The organism is Thermogutta sp., assembly GCF_039793925.1.
Classification (GTDB): Bacteria; Planctomycetota; Planctomycetia; order Pirellulales; family Thermoguttaceae; genus Thermogutta.
This window is the reverse complement of the sequence record NZ_JBAMME010000295.1, coordinates 35,105-59,630: the sequence shown is the minus strand read 5'-3', so window position 1 is coordinate 59,630 and position 24,526 is coordinate 35,105. Positions and strand designations below refer to the sequence as shown.

Genomic DNA, 24,526 nt, shown 5'->3' with positions numbered 1-24,526 from the left:
GCGTTCATCTAAAAGACCATCGGTAAGCTGCCGGACACTGTGGACACAAACAATCTGCGGACCAGGGGCACGACGCCCGTTTCACTCCTAGCCTCCGGTTTTGTATCGTTGGTCCTTGTTCGAGCGGTGGCTCGCAGAGATGCCGCTCTTTCGTTACATTAATGAGGCTGCCAAATTCGGTGATATCCCGCAGAAACGCCAAAATTGGGCGTGATTGGGCCATTCGAGGCATGGCAGCAAAGGCTGTTGTGTCAGATGCTTTGCGGAGGGACGAACTGTGATGTGGGAACCAGTCAGGTATTTCCGTTTCGTCGCGTTGCTGGTGTTTCTGCTGAGCTCGGCTTTCTCGGTTGACGCTCGCGGAGCGGATCGAACGGTGGATTTATCCGGGGAGTGGTCTTTCCGACTCGATCCGGAGAATCGCGGTCGAGCGGAGCGGTGGTACGAAACGTCATTACCGGACCGCATCCAACTGCCCGGAATGCTTCAGGCGCAGGATTACGGTGATCCACCCGGACCGGACAGCCAATGGTTGGCGGGGATCGGACTGAAAAGGGCAAACGACCCTTTGTTCGCCGCTTACTGGACGAGTGAGAACTTTCGTTCTCCGTTTTTCCTGACGCCGCCGCGTCATTACGTCGGCCCGGCGTGGTACCAGCGGGAGGTGACGATCCCGGAGGACTGGCAGGGTGATCACATCGTCCTTTTCCTCGAGCGGGTCCACTGGCAAAGCACCGTTTGGATTGACGACCGTGAGGTGGGCTCGCAGAATTCCCTGGCCACTCCCCATGTTTACGATGTTTCGGAATACCTCACACCGGGGAAACATCGCCTCACCGTTTGCGTGGATAACCGTTACCTGATTCTGGTGGGCAAAAGCGCTCACAGCATTTCGGATGAGACGCAGGGCAACTGGAACGGGGTCGTGGGGCGGATCGAACTCCGCCGTCGTCCCCCGGTGTGGATCGAGGACGTTCAGCTCTACCCGGACGTAGCCCAGCGATCAGTGGAGGTGGAAATCACGATCGGGAATCGAACGGCCGTGAGCGGTCACGGACAGTTAGTCCTGACGGCCAGGGCACATGCCCACCAGGAGGTTTCTGCACCAAGGGAAGAATTCCGCACGCTAGAGGTTCCCATTCGATGGGAGGCAGACGGCTTGCGCCAGCGCGTGCGCTATTCGTTAAATGGACGTGCGCAATTGTGGGATGAGTTTCATCCCGTCCTGTACGATCTGGCGGTGGAACTAAAAACCCAAGATCGTGGAGAGGGGACCTATCACGACGCGCAAATCGTTACTTTTGGCCTGCGGCAACTGGAAGTCCGGGGAACCCAGTTTGTCCTCAATGGACGACCGATTTTCCTCCGCGGGACGCTGGAATGCTGCATCTTTCCCCGGGAGGGCCATCCTCCCACGGACGTCGAGTCCTGGAAGCGAATCCTTTCTGTGGCGCGGAGCTACGGCCTCAACCATTTGCGGTTTCATTCCTGGTGTCCTCCGGAAGCAGCGTTTGTTGCTGCGGACGAGATGGGATTTTACTACCAGGTGGAATGTTCCTGTTGGACCTCGTTCGGGAATGGAGAACCGCAGGATGCGTTTGTGTACGCCGAGGCGGCGCGCATCCGCCGGGCTTATGGGAATCATCCTTCTTTCCTGTTGATGGTGGCGAGCAATGAGCCGGGCGGGCCTCCTGCCAAACGGGACGCCTTTCTCGCTAAATGGGTGGAAACCCAGAAGGCTGCCGATCCACGTCACTGTTACTCAGCCGGGTCGGGCTGGCCCCAGTTACCGGCCAATCAGTATCACGTAACACCGGTTCCACGCCTTCAGGCCTGGGGTCCCTTGCAGTTGAACAAGCCTGGGCAAACCTGGCTTGACTACCGCGAGTTTATCACCAAAGCGGGGATTCCCGTCGTCAGCCACGAGATCGGTCAGTGGTGCGCTTATCCCAATGTGCTGACCGAACCCCAAAAGTACACAGGGTTTTTCCGCGGGTCCAATGTGGAGGTGTTCCGCGACATCCTGCAAAAGAAAGGCCTCTACGATCAGGCGGCGGATTTCATTCGGGCCTCGGGACGGTTTCAGGTGATCCTTTACAAGCAGGAGATCGAAGCCGCCTTGCGAACGCCGGGCATGGCCGGTTTTCAACTGCTGGACCTGCATGATTTCCCGGGACAGGGGACCGCTCCTGTGGGTGTGCTGGACGCTTTCTGGGAAAGCAAGGGGTATTGTTCTGCCCAGGAATATCGCGGCTTCTGCAATAGCACCGTTCCGCTGGCCCGACTGAAAAAGTTCATTTGGACTAACCAGGAGACTTTCGAATTCCAGCTCGATCTTGCCCATTACGGTTCAGAAGACCTCAAACAGGCGGTGCTCAAATGGGAATTGTGCGACGAAAACTCGGAGCGGCGCGTGATTGCGGCCGGACAAACAGCCCCGCAGGATTATCCCACCGGTCGGCTCACGGAGGGCCCAACGCAATCTATAGATCTTCGCGGGGTACAGGTCCCTGCGGCTCTTACGTTGAGAGTATCCCTCGAGAATTCTGACGTGATCAACAACTGGAAAATTTGGGTTTATCCGGCCCAGGTTTCGGCAGAGGTCCCAGAGCAAATCACTCTAGCCACAGATCCGCGGACAGCGTGGGCGCTGGCGCAGCAGGGGAGAACCGTGCTTTTCGTCCCGGAAAAGAAGTGGATTGGCGGCGATACACTGGGGACATTCCAGCCGATTTTTTGGAACCGGATCACCTTTCCCACGCAAAAAGTGCATATGGTGGGGATACTCTGTGATCCTGGGCATCCTGCGCTCAAAGATTTTCCCACTGATTTTCATGCTGACTGGCAGTGGCAGGAACTTCTCGACGCTTGTACGCCGATGGTCCTCGATGGGTTGCCGCGGAATCTGAAGCCGATCGTGCAGGCCATCGATGACTGGTGCGAGGCCCGAAAGCTTGGCCTTTTGTGGGAAGCGAAGGTCGGAAACGGTCGGCTTCTCGTGTGTTCCATGGACGTCCTGCACGATCTGTCCGCGCGACCAGTTGCCCGCCAGCTCAGAAAAAGTCTCATCCGGTACATGCTTTCGAATGATTTTGAGCCCACCGTGACACTCACAGACGCGCAGTGGCGCACGCTGTGGCGCGAGCCACGTCTGCTCGAAACTCTTGGTGCAACTGCCACGGCTGATAGTTACCAGCCAGGTTACGAGCCCCGACTGGCGATTGATGGCGACCCAGAAACGATGTGGCATACCGCCTGGGACCCGGTAGCCACTCCGCTCCCGCATCACATCGTGCTCGAGTTGCGTCAGCCTGTGCTCATAGCCGGGGTAAAAGTTCTACCGCGGCAGGACAACAACCCTAACGGGCAAATTGCCCAATTTCTCGTCTTTGTGAGCGAGGACGGCCAAAACTGGGGTGATGCCATCGTTCAAGGCACCTGGGACGAGCGCCCCAGCGAGAAGGTCGTTCGCTTCCCACATCCGATTCGGGCCCGATTCCTCAAAGTCGTGGCGCTAAGCGAAGTTCGCGGGCAGCCTTTCGCCTCGATTGCCGAGATCGACGTCATTCCCGCCGATCAGCAGTGACAAAAACCAGCAATTTTCGCCAGCATCGGCCGCCAATCGCGCGGGAAATCGTCGAACCTGCAAGGGCTTTCCCGTAAAGAACTTCCATGGACATGATGGGTGCAAGCGTCCACCGACGGTCTAGGTAATCGGAGACGAATTGTGTGCACTTATTTCGCGATTTGAGTCGGTTGCTCTTCCAGTCGCACGAGCCGCCCGCGAATTTTAAGACATTGTCTCACTGCCCGAAAACTGTGATCTATAGTTTCTACGAGGCGAACGGCGACAAGCTGGCTGACCAGATTAGTTTTTGACGTCGTCAAAGGGCAGAGAAAGAGGGCTGGGCGTATGCCGCGAAAGGCCTCTCGGGCCCGAGCCGCGCTTTTTTGGCCTTCTTTTTCTTAACGCGAAGACGCCCTTGTTGAGTATGGATGCCACTTTGCTGCGCTGGATCGCAATTCAGTGCGGGACATTTTGGACCGGAAGTGGTTGAGGATGGAAAAACGTTATCGGTTTCGTAGGGAGTTGAAAAAACAATGCGATTACGAACGAAAGCGTACTTGTTAATTGGGTTCATCGTGGTGCTCATGGTAACCGTTTCCTCGGTGGGATGGTACGCCTTGGCTACGCTGGACAGGGCGCTCCAGGATGTAGCGGAGCACCAGGTTCCCTCGTTAATCGAACACAAAATCAACCCGCTCATAAACGAGCAGCTTGGGAGCCTCATGACCGGCGAGCTTCCGGAAGTCGCGGGGCGCTACGAGAGCATCACGCTTATGCTGAACGCTGACCGCGATATGTACCAGGCACTCGTGGCGGAAAAGGAAGCCCTCGCCGCCAGTACCGCAGAGGCCTGGGAAAAAGCCAAGCAGGCCAGCGAAGAGAACATCGCACAGGCTGAAGAACGGGTGAAAAAGGCCCTTGAAAAATTCGACTCGCCAACTCTTCGTGAGCTTTCCCAAAAATACGAGCAGGCTTTTCAAGCGTGGAAGTCGGCAACCAGCGAAGTTGTGGCCAAAGCGGCTCGACCTGAACAGAAGGACGCAGCTAGCGAGCTCAGCGCCGCGACCTCCGCTCGCCATTTTGATGAAGCCCGACACATTCTCGACGTGATGCAGGTCGAACAGCAGGCCCAAATCGAGCAAGTGTTGAAAGCAGTGGGCGACCGTCACAGCATAATCGCTGCACATCAGCGGGAAATCCAAAGTGCCGCAGCGCAAACGGAATCGAACAGTCGTCAAATCCGAGAACAAGCACGGAACACCCTGTTCTTGTTCCTTGGATCCGTGTTTGCAGGTGGTCTGCTTTGCCTGGGTGGCGTTCTGTACCTGATTCGTCGGACACTTCGCCAGATCAGCACGACTACCGAGCTTCTCCGCGATATTGCGGAGGGTGAGGGGGATCTGACGAGGCGTCTTCCTGCCGATATGCGGGACGAGTTCGGCGAGCTGGCCACTTGGTTCAACCGATTCATCGACCGTCTGGAAGCGCTGGTGGCTAATGTGGTGGAGAGCGGTCACCAATTCGCGGAGGGCTCGCAGATTGTGGCCACCCGCTCCCAGGATATTGCTGCAGGGGCGCAACATCAGGTCGAAGCAATTGAGTCTGTGACCCGGTCCGTGGAAACCCTCAGCCAATTGATCCAGGAGATTCAGCAGAAGGCTGTGGAAGCGGCGGCACAGGCCCGGGCTACCGATCAACTGGCTCACACAGGTGCTCAGTCTGTCGAGAAATCGATGGAATCGATGGAACTGATTCGGGCAAGTGCCAATCAGATCAGTGAGATCATCGGTGTCATTTCGGATATCGCCAGCCAGACCAACCTGCTCGCCCTCAACGCGGCCATTGAGGCAGCTCGGGCAGGTGAACACGGCATGGGCTTCGCCGTAGTGGCTGACGAAGTGCGCAAGCTGGCAGAACGATGCAACCGCGCTGCCAGCCAGATCACCACGCTGATTAAGGAGTCCACGGAGCGGATTGTGGAGGGAGCACAACTGAGCGAACAGGTAGGGGGTGCTCTCCAGAAGATTGTGGCGGCAGTCGAAAGTACTTCCCAAATGATTTCCGAGATTGCCGACGTGACACAGCAGCAAACGGCCATTGCCCAACAGGTTGTGCAAGCCATTGGATCGGTAGCTGCAATCACCCAGGAGGCCTCTGCGGGCACTTCCGAGCTCGCTTCGTGCAGCGAAGAACTGGGCGCCCAGGCCACGGCACTGCGGTCGCTCGTCGGTCGGTTCAAAATCCGTGGCGAGCTGCTAAATCAGAGCTAATTCTTCTCGCATATCAGCCATAACCGAATAGGACCAGGAAAGCTACGCATCGCTGGTCATCCGGTACCTCCTTTGCTTTCACGAGTGCCCCCGCTTCGATCGGGGCACTTCATTTATCTCAGGGCAAGCGGGTAGCTTGCACACCGCTTTCTCCTGGCACACAATACGCGTTGTTTTGTGGAGAACGCTTCTGCCCTGGAAGCGACGGTGTCGGTTGACGTTTTAAACAAGGAGACCGCGACAATGCAACGCGTTTGGCACCGCTGGAGAAGTGTCCTGTTGTTAACCAGCCTGTGCTGGTGGGGATTGGCCCTCACCGCAGCCCGGGCGGACGTTAAACCGATGGCCCTGTTTTCGGACCATGCTGTCCTGCAGCAGCAGATGCCAATTCCGGTGTGGGGGACAGCCGATCCGGGCGAAGAAGTGACAGTGACTCTGGGCGATCAAAAAGTTTCCACCAAAGCAGATGAACATGGGCGGTGGATGGTGAAACTTCAGCCGATGCCGGCCGGTGGACCGTACGAACTGAAGATTCAGGGTAAGAACGAAATCGTCCTCAAAGATGTCATGGTCGGAGAGGTATGGATTTGCAGCGGCCAGTCCAACATGCAGTGGCCGGTGCGCGCGTCAGCCAACGCCGAGGAAGAAATCGCCAACTCGGCCAATCCCATGATTCGGTTGTTCACCGTGCCTCGCCAGGCCAAGCCCGAGCCGCAGGCCGATGTGAACGGTGCCTGGGCGGTCTGTGGTCCAGATACCGTGGCGGACTTCTCCGCTGTCGGTTACTTTTTCGGACGGAGCCTGCAAAAGAAGCTCGGGGTGGCTGTGGGGTTGATCAACACGTCATACGGCGGAACACCGGCCGAGGCCTGGACAAACTGGCACAAACTCATCAATATGCCTGAACTCTCGCCGATCGTGGACCGCTTCCGCGAGGCCCTCGCCAAGTATCCCGAGAATATGAAGAAATACGAGCAGGCCCTCGCTGAATACCGCGAACAGGCTCGTCAGGCCAAAGAGAAAGGTGAACAGTTTAATCGGCGGCCTCCCAGCGCTCCCATGGGGCCGGAACACCCGCACAGCCCCGGCGGTCTGTATAACGCCATGGTCGCCCCTCTTATCCCCTACGCGATCCGAGGTGCGATCTGGTATCAGGGGGAGTCCAATGCAGGCCGGGCCTATCAGTATCGCACACTGTTCCCCGCGATGATTGCCTCCTGGCGGGAAGCGTGGAATCAGGGAGATTTTCCCTTCCTCTTCGTGCAACTGGCTCCTTTCATGAAAATTGAATCCGAGCCTACAGAAAGCGCCTGGGCGGAACTCCGCGAAGCGCAACTTCTGACCATGCTCAATACTCGGAACACGGCGATGGCCGTCATCACCGATGTGGGTGAGGAAGACGATATTCACCCCAAAAAGAAACAACCGGTCGGTGAACGCCTTGCCATTGCTGCCAGGGCCCTGGCCTACGGCGAGAATATCGAGTACTCGGGACCCATCTACGACCACATGGAAATCCAGGGCAACAAGGTGATCCTGCATTTCACCCACGTGGATGGGGGACTGGTTTGCAAAGGCGACAAGCTGACGGGCTTCACGATCTGCGGCGAAGATCGAAAATTTGTCAACGCCGAAGCGGAGATTCAGGGTGATACCGTCGTCGTCTGGAGCCCGCAGGTCGAAAAACCTGTCGCAGTCCGGTTTGGCTGGGCCAACTATCCCGTGGTCAACCTTTGGAACAAAGCGGGGTTGCCGGCCAGCCCGTTCCGCACCGACGACTTCCCGGGTGTGACGAAAGACGCCCAGTGATAGGGCCTCTCACTCCAAGTGGTATCTAAAGTGCAACAGCCTGTGGAAAAGCGCGGGGACGGCACGTTTGCCGTCCCCGCATGCTATAGCGTTGCTCGGCCTAAAAAATCAACACTCCTACGTTTGACTGACACCCATCCGTGAGCTAATCGTTGATTAGGGAATACCGACGTTGACAATAATACGAGTGTTTCTGGGGGACTACTCTCCGCAGTTAGATTTTTCAAGATTTTCTATTCGGCGAAATTGTGCAAGAAAGTCCCGTTCCATGGTGGCAAGTGAAGGACTCGCGGCGGTAAACCCGCCGGAAGCGCTCCTCAGGCGTCTTCAGCATCATCAGAACCGATGCCGTGAGATTTTTGCGCGTCAGGAAGAACGGCTTCGCCTTGCCGGGGAAGGACTGAAAACCGCTCTCGAGCAGGCTCTCCGCAACGCCGAAACGGTCGCCGCGTTGGCCTCTTCGACTGACGCCGGCCTTTCTCAGCAACTGGCCTCGATGATGCCGACATTGGAGGCCATAGTCCAAAACGCCCAACTATCTGAAAACGGATGGCGGGAGGCCCTTCAATGGCAGACGGATCGCCTAGATCAGCTCACGAGGGAGTTGGCTACCATCCGTGAGGAACTTGCATCCGTGCGCAAGCTCAAGGAGGATCTGGAAACCACCCTGTCCGCACTTCAGCAACACTCCCGGGACGGCGAAGACAGTTGGAAGACGCAAGAAAGTCAACTTCTTGCGCAATTTGAACGTGAGAAACAACAGTGGGCCAATCAGTGGAATGACCGCGAAGCGGCCCTCAACGCCCTGGTACTTCGTTGCAGCCAGCTTGAAGAAGAGTTGGAAGCTCTTCGCCGTGAAGGAAACGCTTCAGCACAATCCCAGCTTCAGGAAAGATATAACCTTGCTCTGGCGGAAATCCGTGAATTGAGGCAAAAGAACGCCGAATTGGAAAAGAAGCTGGCGCGAGGGCACTCCAATGGGTCGGCTGACGGTAGGGCCGGTGATGGACGGATTCTCGATTGGGAAGCCGAAAAACAGCGAATCCTGGCAGCCCTGGAGTTGGAGTCGGAAGATTCTCCAGATGGTACGGCTCAGAAGGATCGGGTTCGTATTCAGGAGATCATCGCGCGGACTGAGGCCCTGCTCGCCGAAAAGGACAATGAAATCGCCGAGCTTCGGCGTTTGCTTGACGAACAATCCACGAGTATCGGTTCTCTGGCCGTAGGTGCTGCTGCGCTGGAACGTCTGCTCGATCAGGATGAAGTCATTCGTCAGCAACGTGAACACCTCCGCCAGTTGGAGGAAGAGTGGAAGGAGAAACTCCGCAAAGCCGAACTGGAGATCTCTTTGGAACGTGCGAAAATTGCTCGCGAGCGTGCTCTGCTGGAAGAAAAGCAGCGTGAACTCGAAGAGAAATTGGAAGCTCTGGAAAGTGCAGCGGCCTCGGGCGACAAGGCCAAACCACCCCGAGGTCGCTGGCTCACCCGGCTGGGCCTCAACGGTCCTCCGAACTCCTGATCGGCCGGCTGGTTTGCCCGAAGAAAAAAGTCCCGGCTGCGCGAATTCTTCATTTCAGTAAAGTGCCGTCTTGCAGAATTTCACGTGCGGCCCGCAAGGGATCGACCCCAAATACGATGGCCGCCAATTGTGTCCATTCCACCAGAAAACGTGGATCGACGATGTCCCCTAGCGAAGTGGCCTGGCGGTGCAAGTCGGCAAGTCGCACATGAACAGAATCCGTCGGCCGAAAGCGAGGAATTCGCAGGTAATGGAGCAGGCTGGGACTCCCGAAGCTTCGTGATCCCGACATTCCGAAGGCCTGAAGAATCGTTCCAACCAGCGGACTATTCAAAACACCGGCCAGATAGTGTCCTTCTTCACTGGACTCCACCGGGACAAAACAGCATGTCTCTTGGGGAATGACGGGTTTGCGGGGTAGTCCAGCGAGGGACTGTTTCCCCAGCACTGTGGCTTTCAGCTTTGCATCCATCCGTCTCCACACGACTTTCCACGAAGCCATCGTGTACGGGCCCACGTTGTACTGGGCATACCAGGGACGACGCGATTGCAGCTTCTTTCGTGCCGCGCGTCTGTCCAGAACATCTCGAAAATGGGCGAGATAACCGAAGGTGCCTGGGAAACGTTCGCGAAGGTAGTCCTCGGGCCATGGTGAGCGCGTGAGGGGATTCTGCACAAGGAGTATGCCAAGTGTGGGCGCCGCCACGGTGGCGAGGTCTTTCCACCGCACCAGTGGAAAAACCAGATTGGGCTCGACAGACGCCGTCATACGGGCTACAGGGGTGTGACCAAATTCCGGGTGATTCTGTACAACGAGCCGGTTGTTTTCCCATCCCAGAACTTCCAGCCAGAAAATCCCGTTCGCTCCACCTGTGTTCGCTCCTAAGTACGCCTGATAATCCGATCGGCCGCAGATTTGCTCCCAAATTTTCCACAGAGAACATCTCATGAGAATCCAGGGAGCGCCGGCATCTTCCCTGTTGGCCGGCTGGGCGAGGAGCACGGACTGCTCCGCCTGGATGCGCGGCCACGCGCCGTTACGAAATTGGTCCCGATGACCTTTCCTCCCGTGCCACACGGTAAACGGTACAGGGAAACGAGGTGGAACACCTTTCTCTGCGAAAAGAATGCCCGTTCGCTGGATTGTTCCAGGAAATACCGAGACGGCGCGAAGGTCCACCACCTCCCTGATCTTCAAATGTCTCTGGCCGTTGCTGAACAGGAGCCGAAAACTTCGGCCAGAAGCCTGGGTATGAAAGAGACTGACCGGGACCACCATTCCGAGGCGGCCCTGCTCTCCGAGAAGGCGGCACGCCGCGGCGACGAAGGCCGCCCCACAATCGCGCTTACCGCCGCCATGCCGTGCCCTTTGCGGCGAGAGATCGTAAAGCCCGAGTTCGCGAAAGACGGCGGCCATTTCGGTTCGGGCGCTTTCGTCCAGGCGGTCCCATAGGACCCACGGTGGATTGCCGACGATGATGGCGAACCGCTGACCTTTGAGGAAGCCCATTTGATTCGTTCGGAAAGATGTTCCGGATGTGTCACACGCATCGGCGGCCAGAGGCGACCACAGAGAGAGAAAATTTCCCTGAAGAACGGGAGGGCTATAGCGTGTGAGGTCTGAAAGGGTAATCTGCACGGGGCGTATCCATTGGCGACAAAGTGCGGCGGCGATCAGGGCCAGACTTGCCCGCGCGGCCAGCACAGCGGCAGGTTGAATCTCTAACCCAACCGCATCATTTCCGAGGATGGCTTGGAAGAGTCTGTCGCGAAGCACCGCTTGCGCAAAGTTGGTGCCCTCAAGTGTCAGTGTTGAAGGACCTTCTGGGCGGACGGGGAAACTCGCGGCAAGTTGCCGCTGAAGGTGCCTAGCTCGCCGCCACGCAGCCGCTACCAGAAAAACTCCGCTCCCGCACGAAGGGTCCAGGAGGCGCGCCTCTGTTTCATCGGGATATCCAAGTTTTTCGAGGATGTAGTCCGCCAGTGCAAACGGCGTGTAGAATTCGCCTTTTGCCAGACGAATCCATTTGGGAAACAGGGCCTCGCGGATGGGACGAAAGATATCTTCCGGCGCTACGTCCCAGGCTCGTTTCGGTGCGAGAATGCGTTGCACCTCCTGCACGAGCGCTGTGAGAGGCGGCGTCAGAAGGGCGGGATCAGCCTGGACAAAAAGGGCGTCGGTCAGCCCTAACCAGTGATAGAAGTCCCTGAGTTCTTTCGCTTGGCGACACCGATTGGGCACGTCCCGGCTTGCAGCGGCGGCCAGCGACTGGGCGTGGACGGACGGCTCTTCGGGGATTCCCTGGACCTCCAATAGCTGAAGAAAACGCATGGTGATGACGGTGGCCACATAGGCGAATACTGCCTCAAGGGCCTGCTCGAGAACACCGGATCCCATGCCGGGGTGCAGACCCCATTGAGAGGCCCATAAACGTCCTGCTTCAGGCAAATCGCCAGCGGCGGCCCTGTTCGGAGCCACGGATAATTCCGCAGGTGAGGCGGAAGGGGAGGTTGGCGAAGGCCGGGAGAGCGACCAGCTCAGGCATGTCAGAAGTTCCCGTACCGTGGCGGGCCGTGTCTTGAGCCACCGGGCCACCGTGCACACGGCAGATCCCAGGTTCATCGTACCCTGCACACCTGACACCTGTCTTCTCGACACCGGGTTGACCTTCACATTTTCTGGGAATTGGCAGCAGCACGTTTTTCCTGGGTTGGTGAGAACACCCTACCTTGAGGCGAGCAGCGATCACTGAGCGCTTTGTTGAGACCGCCAGAGTTTAAGACGCGGCGGCAGCTCTTCCGGTCTGGCGGTCCCTGTAGTGGCCAGTTGTTGCACTGTGATCGAGGCGACCAGGTTACCTACGAGAGCCGCCTCGGGGAGTGAAGCGCCGCTGGCCAGGGCTGCCACCGCGCCAGCCGTGGCACTGTCCCCGGCTCCCGTGGGATCAGTCGGCCCGTCCACGCGGACGGCAGGAATCCAGAGGATCTCCGGATCGCTCACCATCATTCCGTATTCACCTAGTGTGACGACGACGGGTGCGCCATTCATCACGCGGAAGTTGCCGAGGGCTTCCCGCAGCGAGGTCCAGTCGGGCGGAATGCCCTCTTGAGGCCGTGATCCTGTCAATTCATAACGGTTGCACTTGAGGATGATTCGACGAAATTGCCGGATACGACGTCGACTGTCCGCCCAAAACACAATATTGGGAAAACGTGGCGCTTGCGCGGCGAGAAATTCCCGCAAGCGACGCCCCACCACACCGCATTCTTCTTCCTCGACCTGATCCAGAACGATGACCGCGTGCACTTCCGAGAACAGGCTTTCCACCGAGGAAAGAAGCCGGTCCACCAGTTTTTCCGGTGTAGGTGTTCGATTTTTCGTGTCGTACCGGGAATGTTCTCCGGCAAGTGACGGGTCAGTAATGTCCCGGGGTTTCAGGTATGTGGGCGTGAATCGATCTGGAACAACCTGGAGATGTTCCAGGCGACAACCCAGTCTTTGCAAATCCTGGCGCAATTCATATCCCTCGCCGTCGTCGCCGATGAGTCCCACACAGTGGATGGTGCCCACGCCCAGGGCAACCAGGTTGCACACGATGGTTCCCGCGGCCCCCGGGCTATGCCGGACGCGGACTACCTGATGGGCGATTTTGCCGGTTTCCAGGCTGATCTCCGCCAATCTAGGATCGACATCGAGGTATTTGTCAAGGAAAAAATCTCCCACGACCGCAACACGTCGGCTCGGAAAAAGCTGCAGCAGGGCAGTCAGACGTTCCTGGGTCATTCCCTCAAATCGTCTTACAGGGGCCATGTCCTGGACCTCGCTCACCTTCAAAGCATTCTTTCGGGGGCCAGACTGTCCTTACAGGGAGGGCCCGAATCTGCCGCCGTGGCTTGCCTTCCGGTCAGGGGGATCGCGACTGCCAGCGGCGAATGATCTCCGTGTACAGCGCTGGCACCGTCTCGCGGTGATCCCCCTGAATGTAGAGACTTTCTCCACCATCGGCCACCGTTCGCACAAGAACCGTTTTGAACGGGCGGTAGTAATAACGCGGATCGTCCTTGGGGGCTTCGCTGCTCCAGTCGTCGCCGATCGCAACCAGATCGAACACCGCGGTTGTGAAGTGCCGGATTTCCCGACCTTCCTGGCGCGCCACATTTCGAGCCATGCTGAGAGCCTTGAGATAGACCTCCGGCCCTGCTACTGCCGAGCCGATGTTGAGGTACACACCCCCTTCCAGGCGAGCCACGCTCTCCGTGAAAACCAGAAAATCGGTGTACGATGCCTGGCCGGTGGCCGCTGCGTCGAAGTTGGGGTGTTCGTGTACGATATCCTGCCCAATGGCCACGTGGATAGTAACCGGCACACCCAGCCGATATCCGGCCGCCAGCACGCTTGTCTGTCGATAAGGGAACCGTTCTTCTTCGATCATCCGCCCCAGGGCTTCGCCAAACCCGAGGCCTTCCCGAGCCGCCAGAATCGCCGCCTCGTTGATTCGGCCGGTCTCGCACCAAAGGCCAAACTCTCCCGTGCGAATGTACCGCGCGACGCTCTCGCAGGTAGCGCCGATAAGGGCCAGTTCGAAGTCATGAATCGCCCCGGCACCATTGAGGGCCAGATGTGTCAGGAGTCCTTTCTCCATCAGATCAATGAGAAGTGGACCATTGCCCTTCCTTAAGACATGCGCGCCGCAAAACGCGATGATGGATGCTTCTTTTTCCGCGGCCTGGACAATTCTCTCGGCCAGAATGGGAATCGCGGGATGTTCGAACGAAACCTGAATGTTATTCGGATCCAGGAGAATGCTCCGGTCCAGATCGTGAACCCGCTCGCTCAAAGGACGCAACCTTACCCGCGAACGATCAAACTGTCGATAGGGCATCGCTTTTCCCTTCTCCAGCGGGGAAAAATCTTTTACGGTTATTCGCGCACCGTGGGAACCGAACGGAAAAATCGGGCCCGGGTTGACGCGGCCGTACCAGGTCTTCGTCATCCCGTGGGAACGCGGATTTCTCCCCAGAGATATCCAATGAGTGCTCGCCATTCTCGATAATCGGGGATGACCACGTCCGCGCCCACACCGATCAACCTTTGACGCTTCCACGGATCGGGCTTGCCGCTTTTATGGGCTTCGTCACTCGCCACCGCTACCGCGGTGCCCCCGACCTCCTTCACATTCTGGATTTCCACATAACCATCACCGAAACCGAGAAGTTCCCGGCCGGTAATGCGGTTGCTCGTCAGAATCTGGTCGATGACCATCGCCTTGGAAAATCGTTTATAGTCGTCAATAGCCCCATAGATGTGAGGACCGAAATATTTGTCGAGTCCCAGCAGCCGCGCTTCCTCCTGGACATAGACTTGATCGGTGCCACTAGCCAGGTACAGCGTCACTCCGCGGCGACAAAGTTCTTCCAGCAGCTCAATCGCACCGGGAACGAGCATCTCGGCGGGTTTAATGCGTCCGCTCCGCAGTCCTTCGCGCCGGTGGGCGATACGTGCCATAAGACGCTCGTGATAGATCCGCTTGTATTCGGCGGGCTGGAGCGGCTGGCCACCGCGTCGGGTTACCTCTTCCGCCAACCGGATCATCTGGTAAATCGTCTGCTTTCCTGTCAGTTCGGTCACAAAGTTCCGAACCAGTCCCTCGAGCTCCTGCGGTGTCTCCTTAGTCCCGGTGGCCAAGAGAATCTCCACCATCATGGGGATCATGACGTCCGGCCAGCCTTCTCGAATTAGACTCAATGTCCCGTCGAAATCAAACAGCACATGTCGATAGACACCCGGGCTGTCAATCGGGCGAATAATCTCGATCTGCGTTCCCGGGATGAAGATCGATTCCGTGGGCGGAGCAACCGCGGGCCGGTAGTCAGCTTCCTCATAGCCGTGAATTTGGTAGTCCATAGTTATGGGATTTTGATTGGAGAGGGTCTGGAAAACGGGTGCGGTCAGCGCTACTTGCACGTTGCCGAGCCAGCATAGGGGCCGAGCATGAAAAACCTGCGCTCATTCTCCGTTCCAGAAGCTGAAGGATCACTCATCAGGGATAATGGCGACCGCCCTGATCGGTGAACCGTCTCTTCCCACCAGTTTCAGCGGGAAACCCGCAAAAACGAACTCCTGCGGCAGAGCGTCGAGATTGGTCAGGGCTTCCACAAGAACAATCTCGGCACCGGGGGCCAGCAAAATCTGGTGGACCTCGCGACCGGCGATTTTGCTGGGGGTCGGCATATCAATTCCCAGCAAACTGATACGCCGGGCCACAATCCATTGGGCCGCCTCTATTGTGAGAGACGGAAGATCAGTGAAGTACCCCGGCTGACCGAAATGGCGGTACCACCCCGTTCGGCAGATGACGCGGCTGCCTTCCCGAAAGTACTTGGCAAACGGCTGAAGCATATCGGGAGTAATCGGTGTTTTGGGAGGGAGTTCACTCCCCGGCGCCAGATCAACGAGGCTGGCCGGGCCATAGAACCGTTCCAAAGGCACCTGATCGATCGGAGAACCGTTTTCCAGAAAATGAAACGGCGCGTCGCAGTGCGTTCCCTGGTGCGTGCCCATGGTGATCTGCGTCACGTTGCATCCGTCCTCGGGAAGCCGTCGGTAAAACTCAATGCGGAGTGGTGGGTCCTTGGGGTAACTGGGTGCTCCGTCGGTTAACGGGAGCGAAAGATCGATAATTTTTGGCATGGTGTCCCTCCAAGTCGGTCGTTGTAGCTTCTGAGCGTTTTTGTCGCAACCAAAATGAGCCGAAGCGGCTGCGGGATTGCAAGGCCAGGTTAATCGTGGCCTCTGTGATTAGTCCGCGTTGCCGGTGTCGAATGGGCTGCAGCCTTTTGTAACCCCTCTATTATGGCCCCAGGTACCCGCACGATACAGCGCCCAAGCTGGGCCTTGCTTGGACAGCGGCGAAGTTTCCAGGACAGCTCATTAAACACTAGTAAATATGTCGTATTTCGACGCTTGACCCCGGCTTCCAACCTACCTATGCTTATTACAGCAATTGCTGCTGGCAAAAATTTATCGACGCCCTCGGAGAAGCGAGAGGAGGATGAATATGAAATACTTGGTCGCGTTAGTTAGCCTGAGCGCTGGAATTATTGGCGGATCCATCCTCTTGAGCTCCTCATCCACGACGGGCGACGAGACTTCTGGTCAGTGCCCAGTGGTTAAGGCAGTGGCCGGAAGTTGCTGCGGTGGCGGAGCAGTCTCCGAGGTGGCAGACAAAACGGACGCCCAAGATTCCGCCTGCTGTGCGGGGAAGGAGTGCCACAAGGGTGAATCGTGTCCCGCCAGTGCTAGCCAGGGAGAAGCCGGTGTCCCCGCTCAATTGACCGCCCTTGAGGGAGAGGCCAAATCCAAGAAAGGGCCCAAGATTGAATGTCCGGTGATGGGCGGTGAAGCTAAGAAAAGAGGTTGCCACCGAGTATCGTGGTGGCAAGGTCTTCTTCTGCTGCCCTGATTGTATTGAGGAGTTTAAGAAGCATCAGGACAAGTATGCGGCCAAGGCCAATCAGCAGTTGGTGTTAACGAAGCAGTATGTGCAGAAGGCCTGCCCGTTGACTGGACGTCCCGTGTCTGCCGACCAGAAGGCTGAAATCGGGGGTGTGGTGGTCCATTTCTGCTGCCAAGGATGTGCTGGCAAGATTGAGAAGATGGCCGACGCCGAGTGCTTCAATGCGGTATTCGGCAATGCAGGTTTCGAGAAAGGGTTCGAGCCCCGCAAGAAAGAAGAAAAGAAACAGGGTTGATAACTCTCTCACATTGACTCTCTCCGGATAAACCCGTTCCCCTTTGTCCCTCCCGGAAGCGGCCGCGTCCCGAATGGATTGTTTGGGACGCGGCTCTTATTTTCTTGGGGCCGAAAAGGTATTATTCGGTTCTTTTTGGAATTTTTTGCTTGACGGGATGCTGGCGAGATTTTCCGCATTGAGGGTTTGCTGGGCATCCTCTCTGTTCTTTTCTTCGTCCCGGCTCATTCACAGCAACGGATGTCTCATTTCTTCTGCCGTCTCACCGTCCACTATTTCTCGCACTTTTGTCACATCCTGTAAAATCGGTGAGCACTTCGGCCAACGCGTCGGCCGGTCGATCCGCGTCGGAAAGTTGTGCCGATTCGTGGCGTGATCTGAAACCCCAATAGTTCCTGTCAGGCCCTGCCGACATTTGCGTGGTCGGAAAAGGTGACCTAGATTTTCACTGGGACCCAGCCGAAGAAACCGATTCGGAACGAGGTCAAGGGGCTATCGAATGGACAAATCAGTCGAAAAACGTTTGGCAAATGCGTGAGATCTTTGTTTGTGGCGGCCGGTGCGGTGAATCTCATCGAATGGGGCCCAATGAAGTTGTAGATGTCGGAAAACAAGCGAGGGAGCCAGCTATGACGATAGGAGAGTCTTCCCTGGTTGATGCCTGGCACCAATGGGGGACTGGTGAAAGTTCCGGTTTTGTGGAAACCTGGCCGTGGGGATCCTCGGTCACGCCCGCGGATTCAAAGTGTCTCGGCTTTCTGACCAAAGCTTTCGGGACCGATTTTGCGGTTTTCAAAGGGGAGACCGGGGAGCTTCTGGCCAAGCCCGAACAGCCGGTGATCGATTGGGAACAATTTGGGATACTGTGCCGGGTCGTCGCGAACCGAAGAGAGCCCGAAATTATTTGGGAAGATCCGCCCCTGACGGCACTCGCCGTTCCTTTCCTTGCCGCGCACGAATGGTACGTGGCCGCCAGTGTATTCGTTACCGCACCGTTGTCCCCGCAGGGTTCTCTGAAAAATCAGGCCGAGCGTCTCGGGACCAATACCGCCAATTTCCACCGATGGGCGACGTGTCAGCGCGTCTGGGATCCGCAAATCCTGATGCAGGTGGCACAAGCTTGCCGTGAGCATTTCCTCACGCTTCATCGTGTCAAGGATTTAGAAAGTCAGGCCGATGAGATGTCCATGCACCTGGCTGGTGTTTACGAAGAGATCAGTCTCCTCCACCGACTAACCCGTAATCTGCGACTCTCCAAAACAGATGAAGAGCTTGCCAAAATTGCCATCGACTGGCTGATGGAGGTGGTCCCAGCGCAAGGCATCGGGCTGGTCCTTCTGCCTGTGGACTCCACCGAGGAGAGCTATATCGGAAAGGTCCGCACTCAAAACGTGTTGCTTAAAGCAGGGGATTTGCCCCTGACGGACGAACAATTCTGCTCCCTTATGGAGCACTGGAATGTCCGCAAAGCGATCGACCCCCTGGTACGGAACTTTTCTGAACCATTCACGTTTGAAAACTTCGCCATCCGCAACGTCATCGCCGTCCCAGTGACCGAGGGTGAAAACCTCCTGGGATATCTGGCAGCTTTCAATCATCGGCAGGATCACCAGTTCGGCAGCATGGAAGCTAATCTGCTGCATTCGGTAGCGACGATTATCGGCGTCCACAGCGCTAACCTTGAGCTTTATCGACAGCAGTCGATGCTTCTGGCAGGGGTGATCCGGGCGCTGACATCGGCGATTGATGCCAAGGATCCCTACACCTGCGGTCACAGTGACCGTGTCGCTCGAATCGCCGTCCGGCTGGCTCAGGAGATGGGCTATTCGCCCGAAGCACTTTCCCGGGTCTACCTGGCAGGCCTGCTTCACGACATTGGTAAAATCGGTGTCAATGATGCCGTGCTCCAGAAACCCGGCAAACTCACGGATGAGGAGTTCGATCACATCAAGACGCATGTGGAGAAAGGCCATCGAATTCTCTCAGGGCTCAAACAACTGGATGACATTCTCCCCGCGGTGTTGCACCATCACGAGTCGTGGGATGGAACGGGCTATCCCCACAAGTTGGCAGGCGAAGCCATTCCCCCCATTGCCCGAATTGTGGCGGTTGCCGACGCCTATGACGCGATGGCGAGCAATCGTCCGTATCGCTCGCGGATGCCCAACGAGAGGATCGACGAAATCATCCGTAAGGGAGCCGGCCGCCAGTGGGATCCGCGTATCGTGGAGGCTTTCTTCCGGGCCCGTGATGATCTGCGGCAGATCGCCGACGAAAAAGACCTGAAACTCATCAATCATCCACTGCTTGGGCCGATCGTCAGAAAATCACTGGGGATGACCGACAATGGGAAAAAAAACCAGAGCGCGGCTGCCAATCAGCCGGTACCAGGCAATTCTCAATCCCCTGAAAGTTAAATCTTCAACGGCTGTTGCGAAGGTCCGAATTCATTTTGGCGAGGGAAATCTGGGAATCTCGATGGCACCGTGTCGGCCGAGATCTGTTCCGATTCCGCTGATGTAGAGCCACTCGCCGCTGGATTCCACCCAGTACTTTTCGCCTGTCAGAGGATTCACTGCTTCGGCGGGGTTCCGGTCACCTAATGCCGCGTTGAGTGCCACCGCCCAGGCAAGCATATTGGCATGATCTTCCGCCTGGGCCAGTTGCCCGGGTTCTACCATAGGCAAAAGGATTCGACACGCGACCAGAACCTCCTCATCTGCCCTTCTGGCCTGCCATTCGCTGACTAGCCGGTCAAGTGCGGATTTTCGTGCAAAATAAGGCTTTCGTGACAGCTCGATCACCTGACGCATCTGGGTAAGATAATACAGTTCGTCCTGATCCGCCTGGGTACGCGTTCGCTCTACAAGGATGCGAAGGTCGTACTCCTGCGAAAGCATTTTGGCTTCCTCGTCAGTTAACAGATCGAACAGCCGGCCAATGCGAACCAACTCATAGGCATGAAGCCCAAGGGCTCGGGCAGCCTTCCAGGTGTCAGCGTCTTCCGGCCAGGTGGCGAGGATATTCTTCATAACCTCTCGCAGCTTGGCCACCTCCTCGCGAAGGACTTCGCCGTGTGAGAAAACTTCCTGGAGCGTATCGAGAACGGTCCGGCGCAGCCGAGCGCCTTCGAATCGCAACGCGGGATGCCCGGCCTGGCTCAAACGGTGACTGATTCGCAAAGCCACGCCGATGCTTTCCAGAGATTTCCCCGTTTCTCTTTTGTAGGCCGACAGCAATGCTTGCAAAAGTTCCATCCGTGTGGCCATGATCACATGATCGGCAAACCCCAGGTTGGCGGCGAATCCGGCAGTGTAAGCAATCGGAAAGACAGATTTCGGTCGGTGCATCGCCGCACGAACCGCTTTCTGCTGCACTTCTAGAGGGTGCAGGAATTCCTGGATGGCCCTGGCAGCTGCATCATCTATTGGGAATCCGCTCAGAAGTAATTCTCTGCTCTTGGCCAGCAGGAACTCGAGACGGTCACCAGGAAAAAGCTCGTGAAACACGGCGGCCAGATTTTCATCGGCAGGTGGGAGACGCGGCGTCATGAGTTCTGGAGTTCCACCTTCCTCCTCGATTCGGGCAAGTTCCTCCCGAAGAGCAGGTAGGAGTGTCCTCCGCACGCCGGGCAATTTGCCGAGTTCTTCAAGCGGCGACGGATGAAGTGCCTCATGCTGGGAGGCCCGTTGACAGCCGGTCGAGAGCAAATAATGCACGAGTATTCCAAACGCGAGAAAACTTCGGCTCATTAGACCGCGGCGCGAAATACGACGCGCTCCAGCCGACCTGGCCGATTGACCGGGGGAACCATGCAGAGACCGGGCGGACGCGGAAGTCATGACCGGGACCCAGGCATTCGGGAGAAAATCGCGCTTCTCTTGGACCTTCCGGTGACGTCCTTATTGAACACCAAGTTAAAGTATGTGGAAATACCACATTTCTCTTTGCCAAGGTCGCGAAAGCGGGCTAGAAAAAGAAGATTGAGAAAGCAAGAACAGAAGTGAGTGCAAAAAGGAAGGTCCAGCCTGGCTAGCCTGTTGACCGGTTTTGACGTCAGATTACCGCCAGGGGTGAGAAACTTCTGGCCATTGTCCGGCCCAACTAGTCCCAGGTAATTGGAGAAGGATGGGTAAAATGGGTAACACGGTGACCCGTTGCCCACAGGCCACCGTGTTCAGCGCGCCGTCAGCGCGATTCATCAACGCATCCGAAACTTCTGAGGATGCTGCGCAATTTCACCGACGGCCGGTTGACGCTTAGATCGGCCCCCCGGCCAGGGGGTCACATCGGCCAGTTCGGGCATCAGCTCCAAAAGTTGTTGGACCAGCATGTCGGCCAGGTAGCGGACGGACGGCTGTTTCGTCCGCACCTGAATGGCTCGGGCCGTTTTCATCATTCGGAGCAACCGTGCCCGTTGGAGGACGGGTGTCGACAGAGGCTCCTCAATGTCGGAGAGCAACTCGACAAGTGGAACCTGCAAGGCCCTTTGCCAGCGGTAGAGCGCGGACAACGGCAGGTCCGTGTAGGGGTCCTCCTCGCGCTTGACCGTACGTACATCCACTTTCATCCGCCGGGCCATCGTCCGCCGTGTGACTCCCTGCCTAATTCGAACTTCGGCGAGCCGATGCAACGGCACTCTGTTATTTTGGCCCGGAGATTGCTCTTGGCTCGCTGGCGATGTCGTCGATGTGTTCGCTGGGGAAGTCTGTTGTTCCTTACCGACGGGCGTGACCACGGCCGGCAGGGCCACTGCCGGAAGACCCAAATCCGAGACGCGCATGATAACATTCCTCCGGCCGACAAGGCCGTCAAGGAATCCAGCGCCGGGAACAGAACCAGAAGATCAGAACTCCTGCTGCGTTGAGCATCTGCGAAAAGATCACCCGGCACCGTCGGTCAAGCCGCCTGATCTACCAATCATTAGGTGTGGGATCAGGCCTTCCGTCGGAGCAGGCAGGAGCACTGTGATTATTCCCAGGGAGTGCCGGTCTGATGTTCCCTCCCATCAAAGCCGGCTCGAGTGTCGCCAGGGATAATGCAACTGATCGAAGATGACAAAAAAGGGAATGAAGATGACGTGACGTGAACCCTGAGCGATGTGGCGCCACTCCGATTGATCACTGGCTCTCGCGCTGTTTCCTTTCTCTCCGCGGGGCTTGACACAACTTACACGACCGCAATGTACCGAATATCCTCATCGGCTCGCGCCGTCTCGAACGGGACGCGCTTTGGATGATCATAATGATGGCGTCGGAATACTTGATGCGTCCCTCAACACTGGGCGGATTAACAATAACTTTTGCCGCCGCTGCGGAACAATCCACCCTTTGCATTATAATCGGCAGAACGGCAGCGGCAAGTCAGTGCGTTGGGTAATTTAGCCAAAAGTCATGGCGACGCAGTACGCTTGCCAGAGTTTATTCAGTGAAGTGGCCTGTTGGCCGGGGCATCCAGCGCTATTTTAACCAAAATCACACTCGGATCGAAAAAAGGATGACCCTATGAATCATCCAGGGCTTTTGCGTCCGTGGAAGCTTTCCGATCTCACCTATGGACTGGTCAAGGACTTTCATTACGAGGTGGCCGTTCTGCCGCTTGGAGCCACAGAGCCGCACAATCTCCACTTGCCTTACAGCATGGATACACGGGAAGCCGATTTGGTCGGCGAGAGGATTTGCGAGGCGGCGTGGAATCAAGGGGCGAAGGTCATTCTGCTGCCTACTCTTCCTTACGGCACCCAGACCAATCAGCGCGGCTTTCCCTTCGCACTCAATCTCAATCCGACGACGATCTTTCGCGTATTGGAGGACCTGGTGGAATCTCTGGTCTCCCAGGGCATCCTCAAGATTGTGCTGCTGAACAGTCATGGGGGCAACGATCTCAAGCCGTTTCTCCGCGAGATGTACGGAAAGACCCCTGCGCACCTCTTCCTGTGCAACTGGTACACCGTCTTTCGCGATGTTTACCATCAAATCTTCAAACACCCCGATGACCATGCGGGCGAAATGGAGACATCCCTGGCCCTGGCTTACTGGCCGGAGTTGGTCCTGCGACGCGACGATGGCCAACTCGCTGCGGATGACGGTCGGACACGCCCCAGCCGTTTTGAGGCCGTCAATCGTGGCTGGATCACTATCACCAGGCCGTGGCACCTTCTGACCACTAACGCGGGTGCCGGCTATCCGCACGAAGCCACCGCCGACAAAGGACGCCGCGTCATGGAGATCCTCGTGGAGCGCCTCGCAGCGTTTCTCGTGGAGCTGTCTCAAAGTCTCCTCGACGATAGCTTCCCGTTTTAGCCCCATTGTGCGGGAATCCGGCCATGGTGCAGGCATAGAATAACTTCGGGGCCATGGAACACATGCTGGGCCATCGAGACAAGCAGTGATCTAAGGACGGTGGCGCGCAATTGGCGACCTACGTCCCAGGCATGCCGATTTTTAGTCCACTATCGTGCCACATAACCTGAGATCAGAATACGCCGGTTCCCCTTCCCAATTCTCGGTAGATGGAACTATCCCATGGTACACGACGATTCCTTCTCCTCCACGGCCGTGATCTTGGTTCCCCACGGGACGCGAGAACCGGCTGGTATTAGCCAAAGCATGGAACTTTGTACAGAGGCTTGTAGTGTCCTAAAGCACGAATTCGGAAGTCTGCCGCCGTTTTACGTGGGATTTTTCGAAATCGCTGAGCCAAGCCTGAAGAGCATGCTCCAGCTGGTGCTGGAAATGGGTAGGCAAAAGGTCATCGTAGTGCCCATCATGTTATTCAGCGCAGATCATATCAAGAAAGATATTCCGGCTCTTGTACGCCAGGTGGTGGAGTCTCATGCGGAAAAGCCCGTCACTGTTTACATCACGTCAGGATTTGGGCTTCGTTTGCGACTTTCGGGGCTGGCTAGGAGACGGCAAGAGGATGCGCTGGCTCGTTACAAACTCAGGCCCGAGAAAACCGGCTACGTAATGGTCGCGCGGGGCACAAGTGATGTTGCGGCTCTCGAGGAAGTCGGATCAGTGTACACCTTGACTGCGATGAATTCTTGTGCCCATCATCGCCTATGCTATTTTGCGGCGGCTGAACCACGAATTGAAGATGTGTTGGAGGAGGTGGCCCAGCTTGGCGGGATCAGCAGTGTGCTGGTGCAGCCTTACCTATTGTTTGAAGGCTACTTGACGAACCATTTACGCAAGTTACTAGAGCAGTGTCGCCAAGAATGGCCGCACATCACCTGGGTTCAGACGGAGGTATTATGGCCGGACTCCTCGCTTGTGAGTATTCTGGCCGAAAAGGTTTCCGTCGCGCTCGCCGACTCCGCCAGGGAGAGGCTTCCTGGAAGCGCCGAAGTGCATGCGGAAGGGCTTACAAAAATGGGCAGTGGGGTTCCCTACCGGATCGTGTCGCTGCGAGATTGACGCCCGCTGTTGGACAGTCGCGCCGGCGAAGCAATCGGCTTTGGTCTTGCGTGGAACCTTTTTCCACGTTAGATCCCGGTGCGAGACCACGGGCCATGTTCAGTTTCGACGAGTGGGGTCTTTCATTTACAATGAACGGCCGGCAGTGTTTCAGCCGAAATTAACAAAAGCCCTGGCCTGAGTATCCGGA

15 protein-coding genes are annotated in these 24,526 nt (G+C 57.0%); 8 read left to right on the top strand and 7 right to left on the bottom strand.

Translation table 11 applies throughout. The annotated features are described in order from the left end of the window. Positions 1-280 precede the first annotated feature (280 nt). The 4 genes from ABJK56_RS15770 (at position 281) to ABJK56_RS15755 (ending at position 9,166) form a co-directional block, all read left to right on the top strand. The gene (locus ABJK56_RS15770; RefSeq protein ID WP_347245659.1) at positions 281-3,586 is read left to right on the top strand and encodes a discoidin domain-containing protein; all 3,306 of its coding nucleotides are present in this window, start codon (positions 281-283) and stop codon (positions 3,584-3,586) included. A gap of 515 nt (positions 3,587-4,101) precedes the next feature. Next, positions 4,102-5,838 carry a methyl-accepting chemotaxis protein gene (locus tag ABJK56_RS15765; RefSeq protein ID WP_347245631.1) on the top strand — a complete coding sequence of 579 codons (1,737 nt, stop codon included), beginning with the start codon at positions 4,102-4,104 and terminating at the stop codon, positions 5,836-5,838. 243 nt (positions 5,839-6,081) lie between these two features. Next, positions 6,082-7,647, top strand: coding sequence for a sialate O-acetylesterase (locus ABJK56_RS15760; protein ID WP_347245630.1), 1,566 nt, complete (start codon positions 6,082-6,084; stop codon positions 7,645-7,647). Positions 7,648-7,915: 268 nt separating this feature from the next. Next, positions 7,916-9,166, top strand: a complete 1,251-nt coding sequence (locus tag ABJK56_RS15755) for a hypothetical protein (protein ID WP_347245629.1) — start codon at positions 7,916-7,918, stop codon at positions 9,164-9,166. Positions 9,167-9,215: 49 nt separating this feature from the next. On the opposite strand, the gene ABJK56_RS15750 is transcribed toward ABJK56_RS15755, so the two are convergent. The 5 genes from ABJK56_RS15750 to ABJK56_RS15730 form a co-directional block, all read right to left on the bottom strand. Continuing rightward, on the bottom strand, positions 9,216-11,789 hold the full coding sequence (locus ABJK56_RS15750; protein WP_347245628.1) for an N-6 DNA methylase: 2,574 nt from the start codon (positions 11,787-11,789) through the stop codon (positions 9,216-9,218). 123 nt (positions 11,790-11,912) lie between these two features. Continuing rightward, positions 11,913-12,977 carry a PfkB family carbohydrate kinase gene (locus tag ABJK56_RS15745; RefSeq protein WP_347245627.1) on the bottom strand — a complete coding sequence of 355 codons (1,065 nt, stop codon included), beginning with the start codon at positions 12,975-12,977 and terminating at the stop codon, positions 11,913-11,915. Between the two features lie 94 nt (positions 12,978-13,071). Continuing rightward, positions 13,072-14,049 carry a hypothetical protein gene (locus ABJK56_RS15740; protein ID WP_347245626.1) on the bottom strand — a complete coding sequence of 326 codons (978 nt, stop codon included), beginning with the start codon at positions 14,047-14,049 and terminating at the stop codon, positions 13,072-13,074. A gap of 107 nt (positions 14,050-14,156) precedes the next feature. Then, positions 14,157-15,071, bottom strand: coding sequence for an HAD family hydrolase (locus tag ABJK56_RS15735; protein WP_347245625.1), 915 nt, complete (start codon positions 15,069-15,071; stop codon positions 14,157-14,159). Between the two features lie 129 nt (positions 15,072-15,200). Continuing rightward, positions 15,201-15,857, bottom strand: coding sequence for a cyclase family protein (locus ABJK56_RS15730; protein WP_347245624.1), 657 nt, complete (start codon positions 15,855-15,857; stop codon positions 15,201-15,203). 707 nt (positions 15,858-16,564) lie between these two features. Here ABJK56_RS15730 and ABJK56_RS15725 point away from each other — a divergent pair. After that, positions 16,565-16,918, top strand: a complete 354-nt coding sequence (locus ABJK56_RS15725; RefSeq protein WP_347245623.1) for a hypothetical protein — start codon at positions 16,565-16,567, stop codon at positions 16,916-16,918. Positions 16,919-17,547: 629 nt separating this feature from the next. Next, positions 17,548-19,335 (top strand): HD domain-containing phosphohydrolase, encoded by a 1,788-nt coding sequence (locus ABJK56_RS15720; RefSeq protein WP_347245622.1) that lies wholly within the window; start codon positions 17,548-17,550, stop codon positions 19,333-19,335. Positions 19,336-19,365: 30 nt separating this feature from the next. Here the strand turns inward: ABJK56_RS15720 and ABJK56_RS15715 are convergent, their stop codons facing one another. Together ABJK56_RS15715 and ABJK56_RS15710 are read right to left on the bottom strand one after the other, a co-directional pair. Next, the gene (locus ABJK56_RS15715; RefSeq protein ID WP_347245621.1) at positions 19,366-20,670 is read right to left on the bottom strand and encodes a hypothetical protein; all 1,305 of its coding nucleotides are present in this window, start codon (positions 20,668-20,670) and stop codon (positions 19,366-19,368) included. Between the two features lie 449 nt (positions 20,671-21,119). Further along, positions 21,120-21,701, bottom strand: coding sequence for a helix-turn-helix transcriptional regulator (locus ABJK56_RS15710; protein WP_347245620.1), 582 nt, complete (start codon positions 21,699-21,701; stop codon positions 21,120-21,122). 721 nt (positions 21,702-22,422) lie between these two features. Between ABJK56_RS15710 and ABJK56_RS15705 the strand changes: the two genes are divergently transcribed. Both ABJK56_RS15705 and ABJK56_RS15700 read left to right on the top strand, forming a co-directional pair. Then, a complete protein-coding gene (locus ABJK56_RS15705; protein WP_347245619.1) occupies positions 22,423-23,220 on the top strand; it encodes a creatininase family protein in 798 nt (265 codons plus the stop codon). A gap of 222 nt (positions 23,221-23,442) precedes the next feature. Beyond that, positions 23,443-24,336, top strand: coding sequence for a CbiX/SirB N-terminal domain-containing protein (locus ABJK56_RS15700; protein ID WP_347245618.1), 894 nt, complete (start codon positions 23,443-23,445; stop codon positions 24,334-24,336). Positions 24,337-24,526 lie beyond the last annotated feature (190 nt).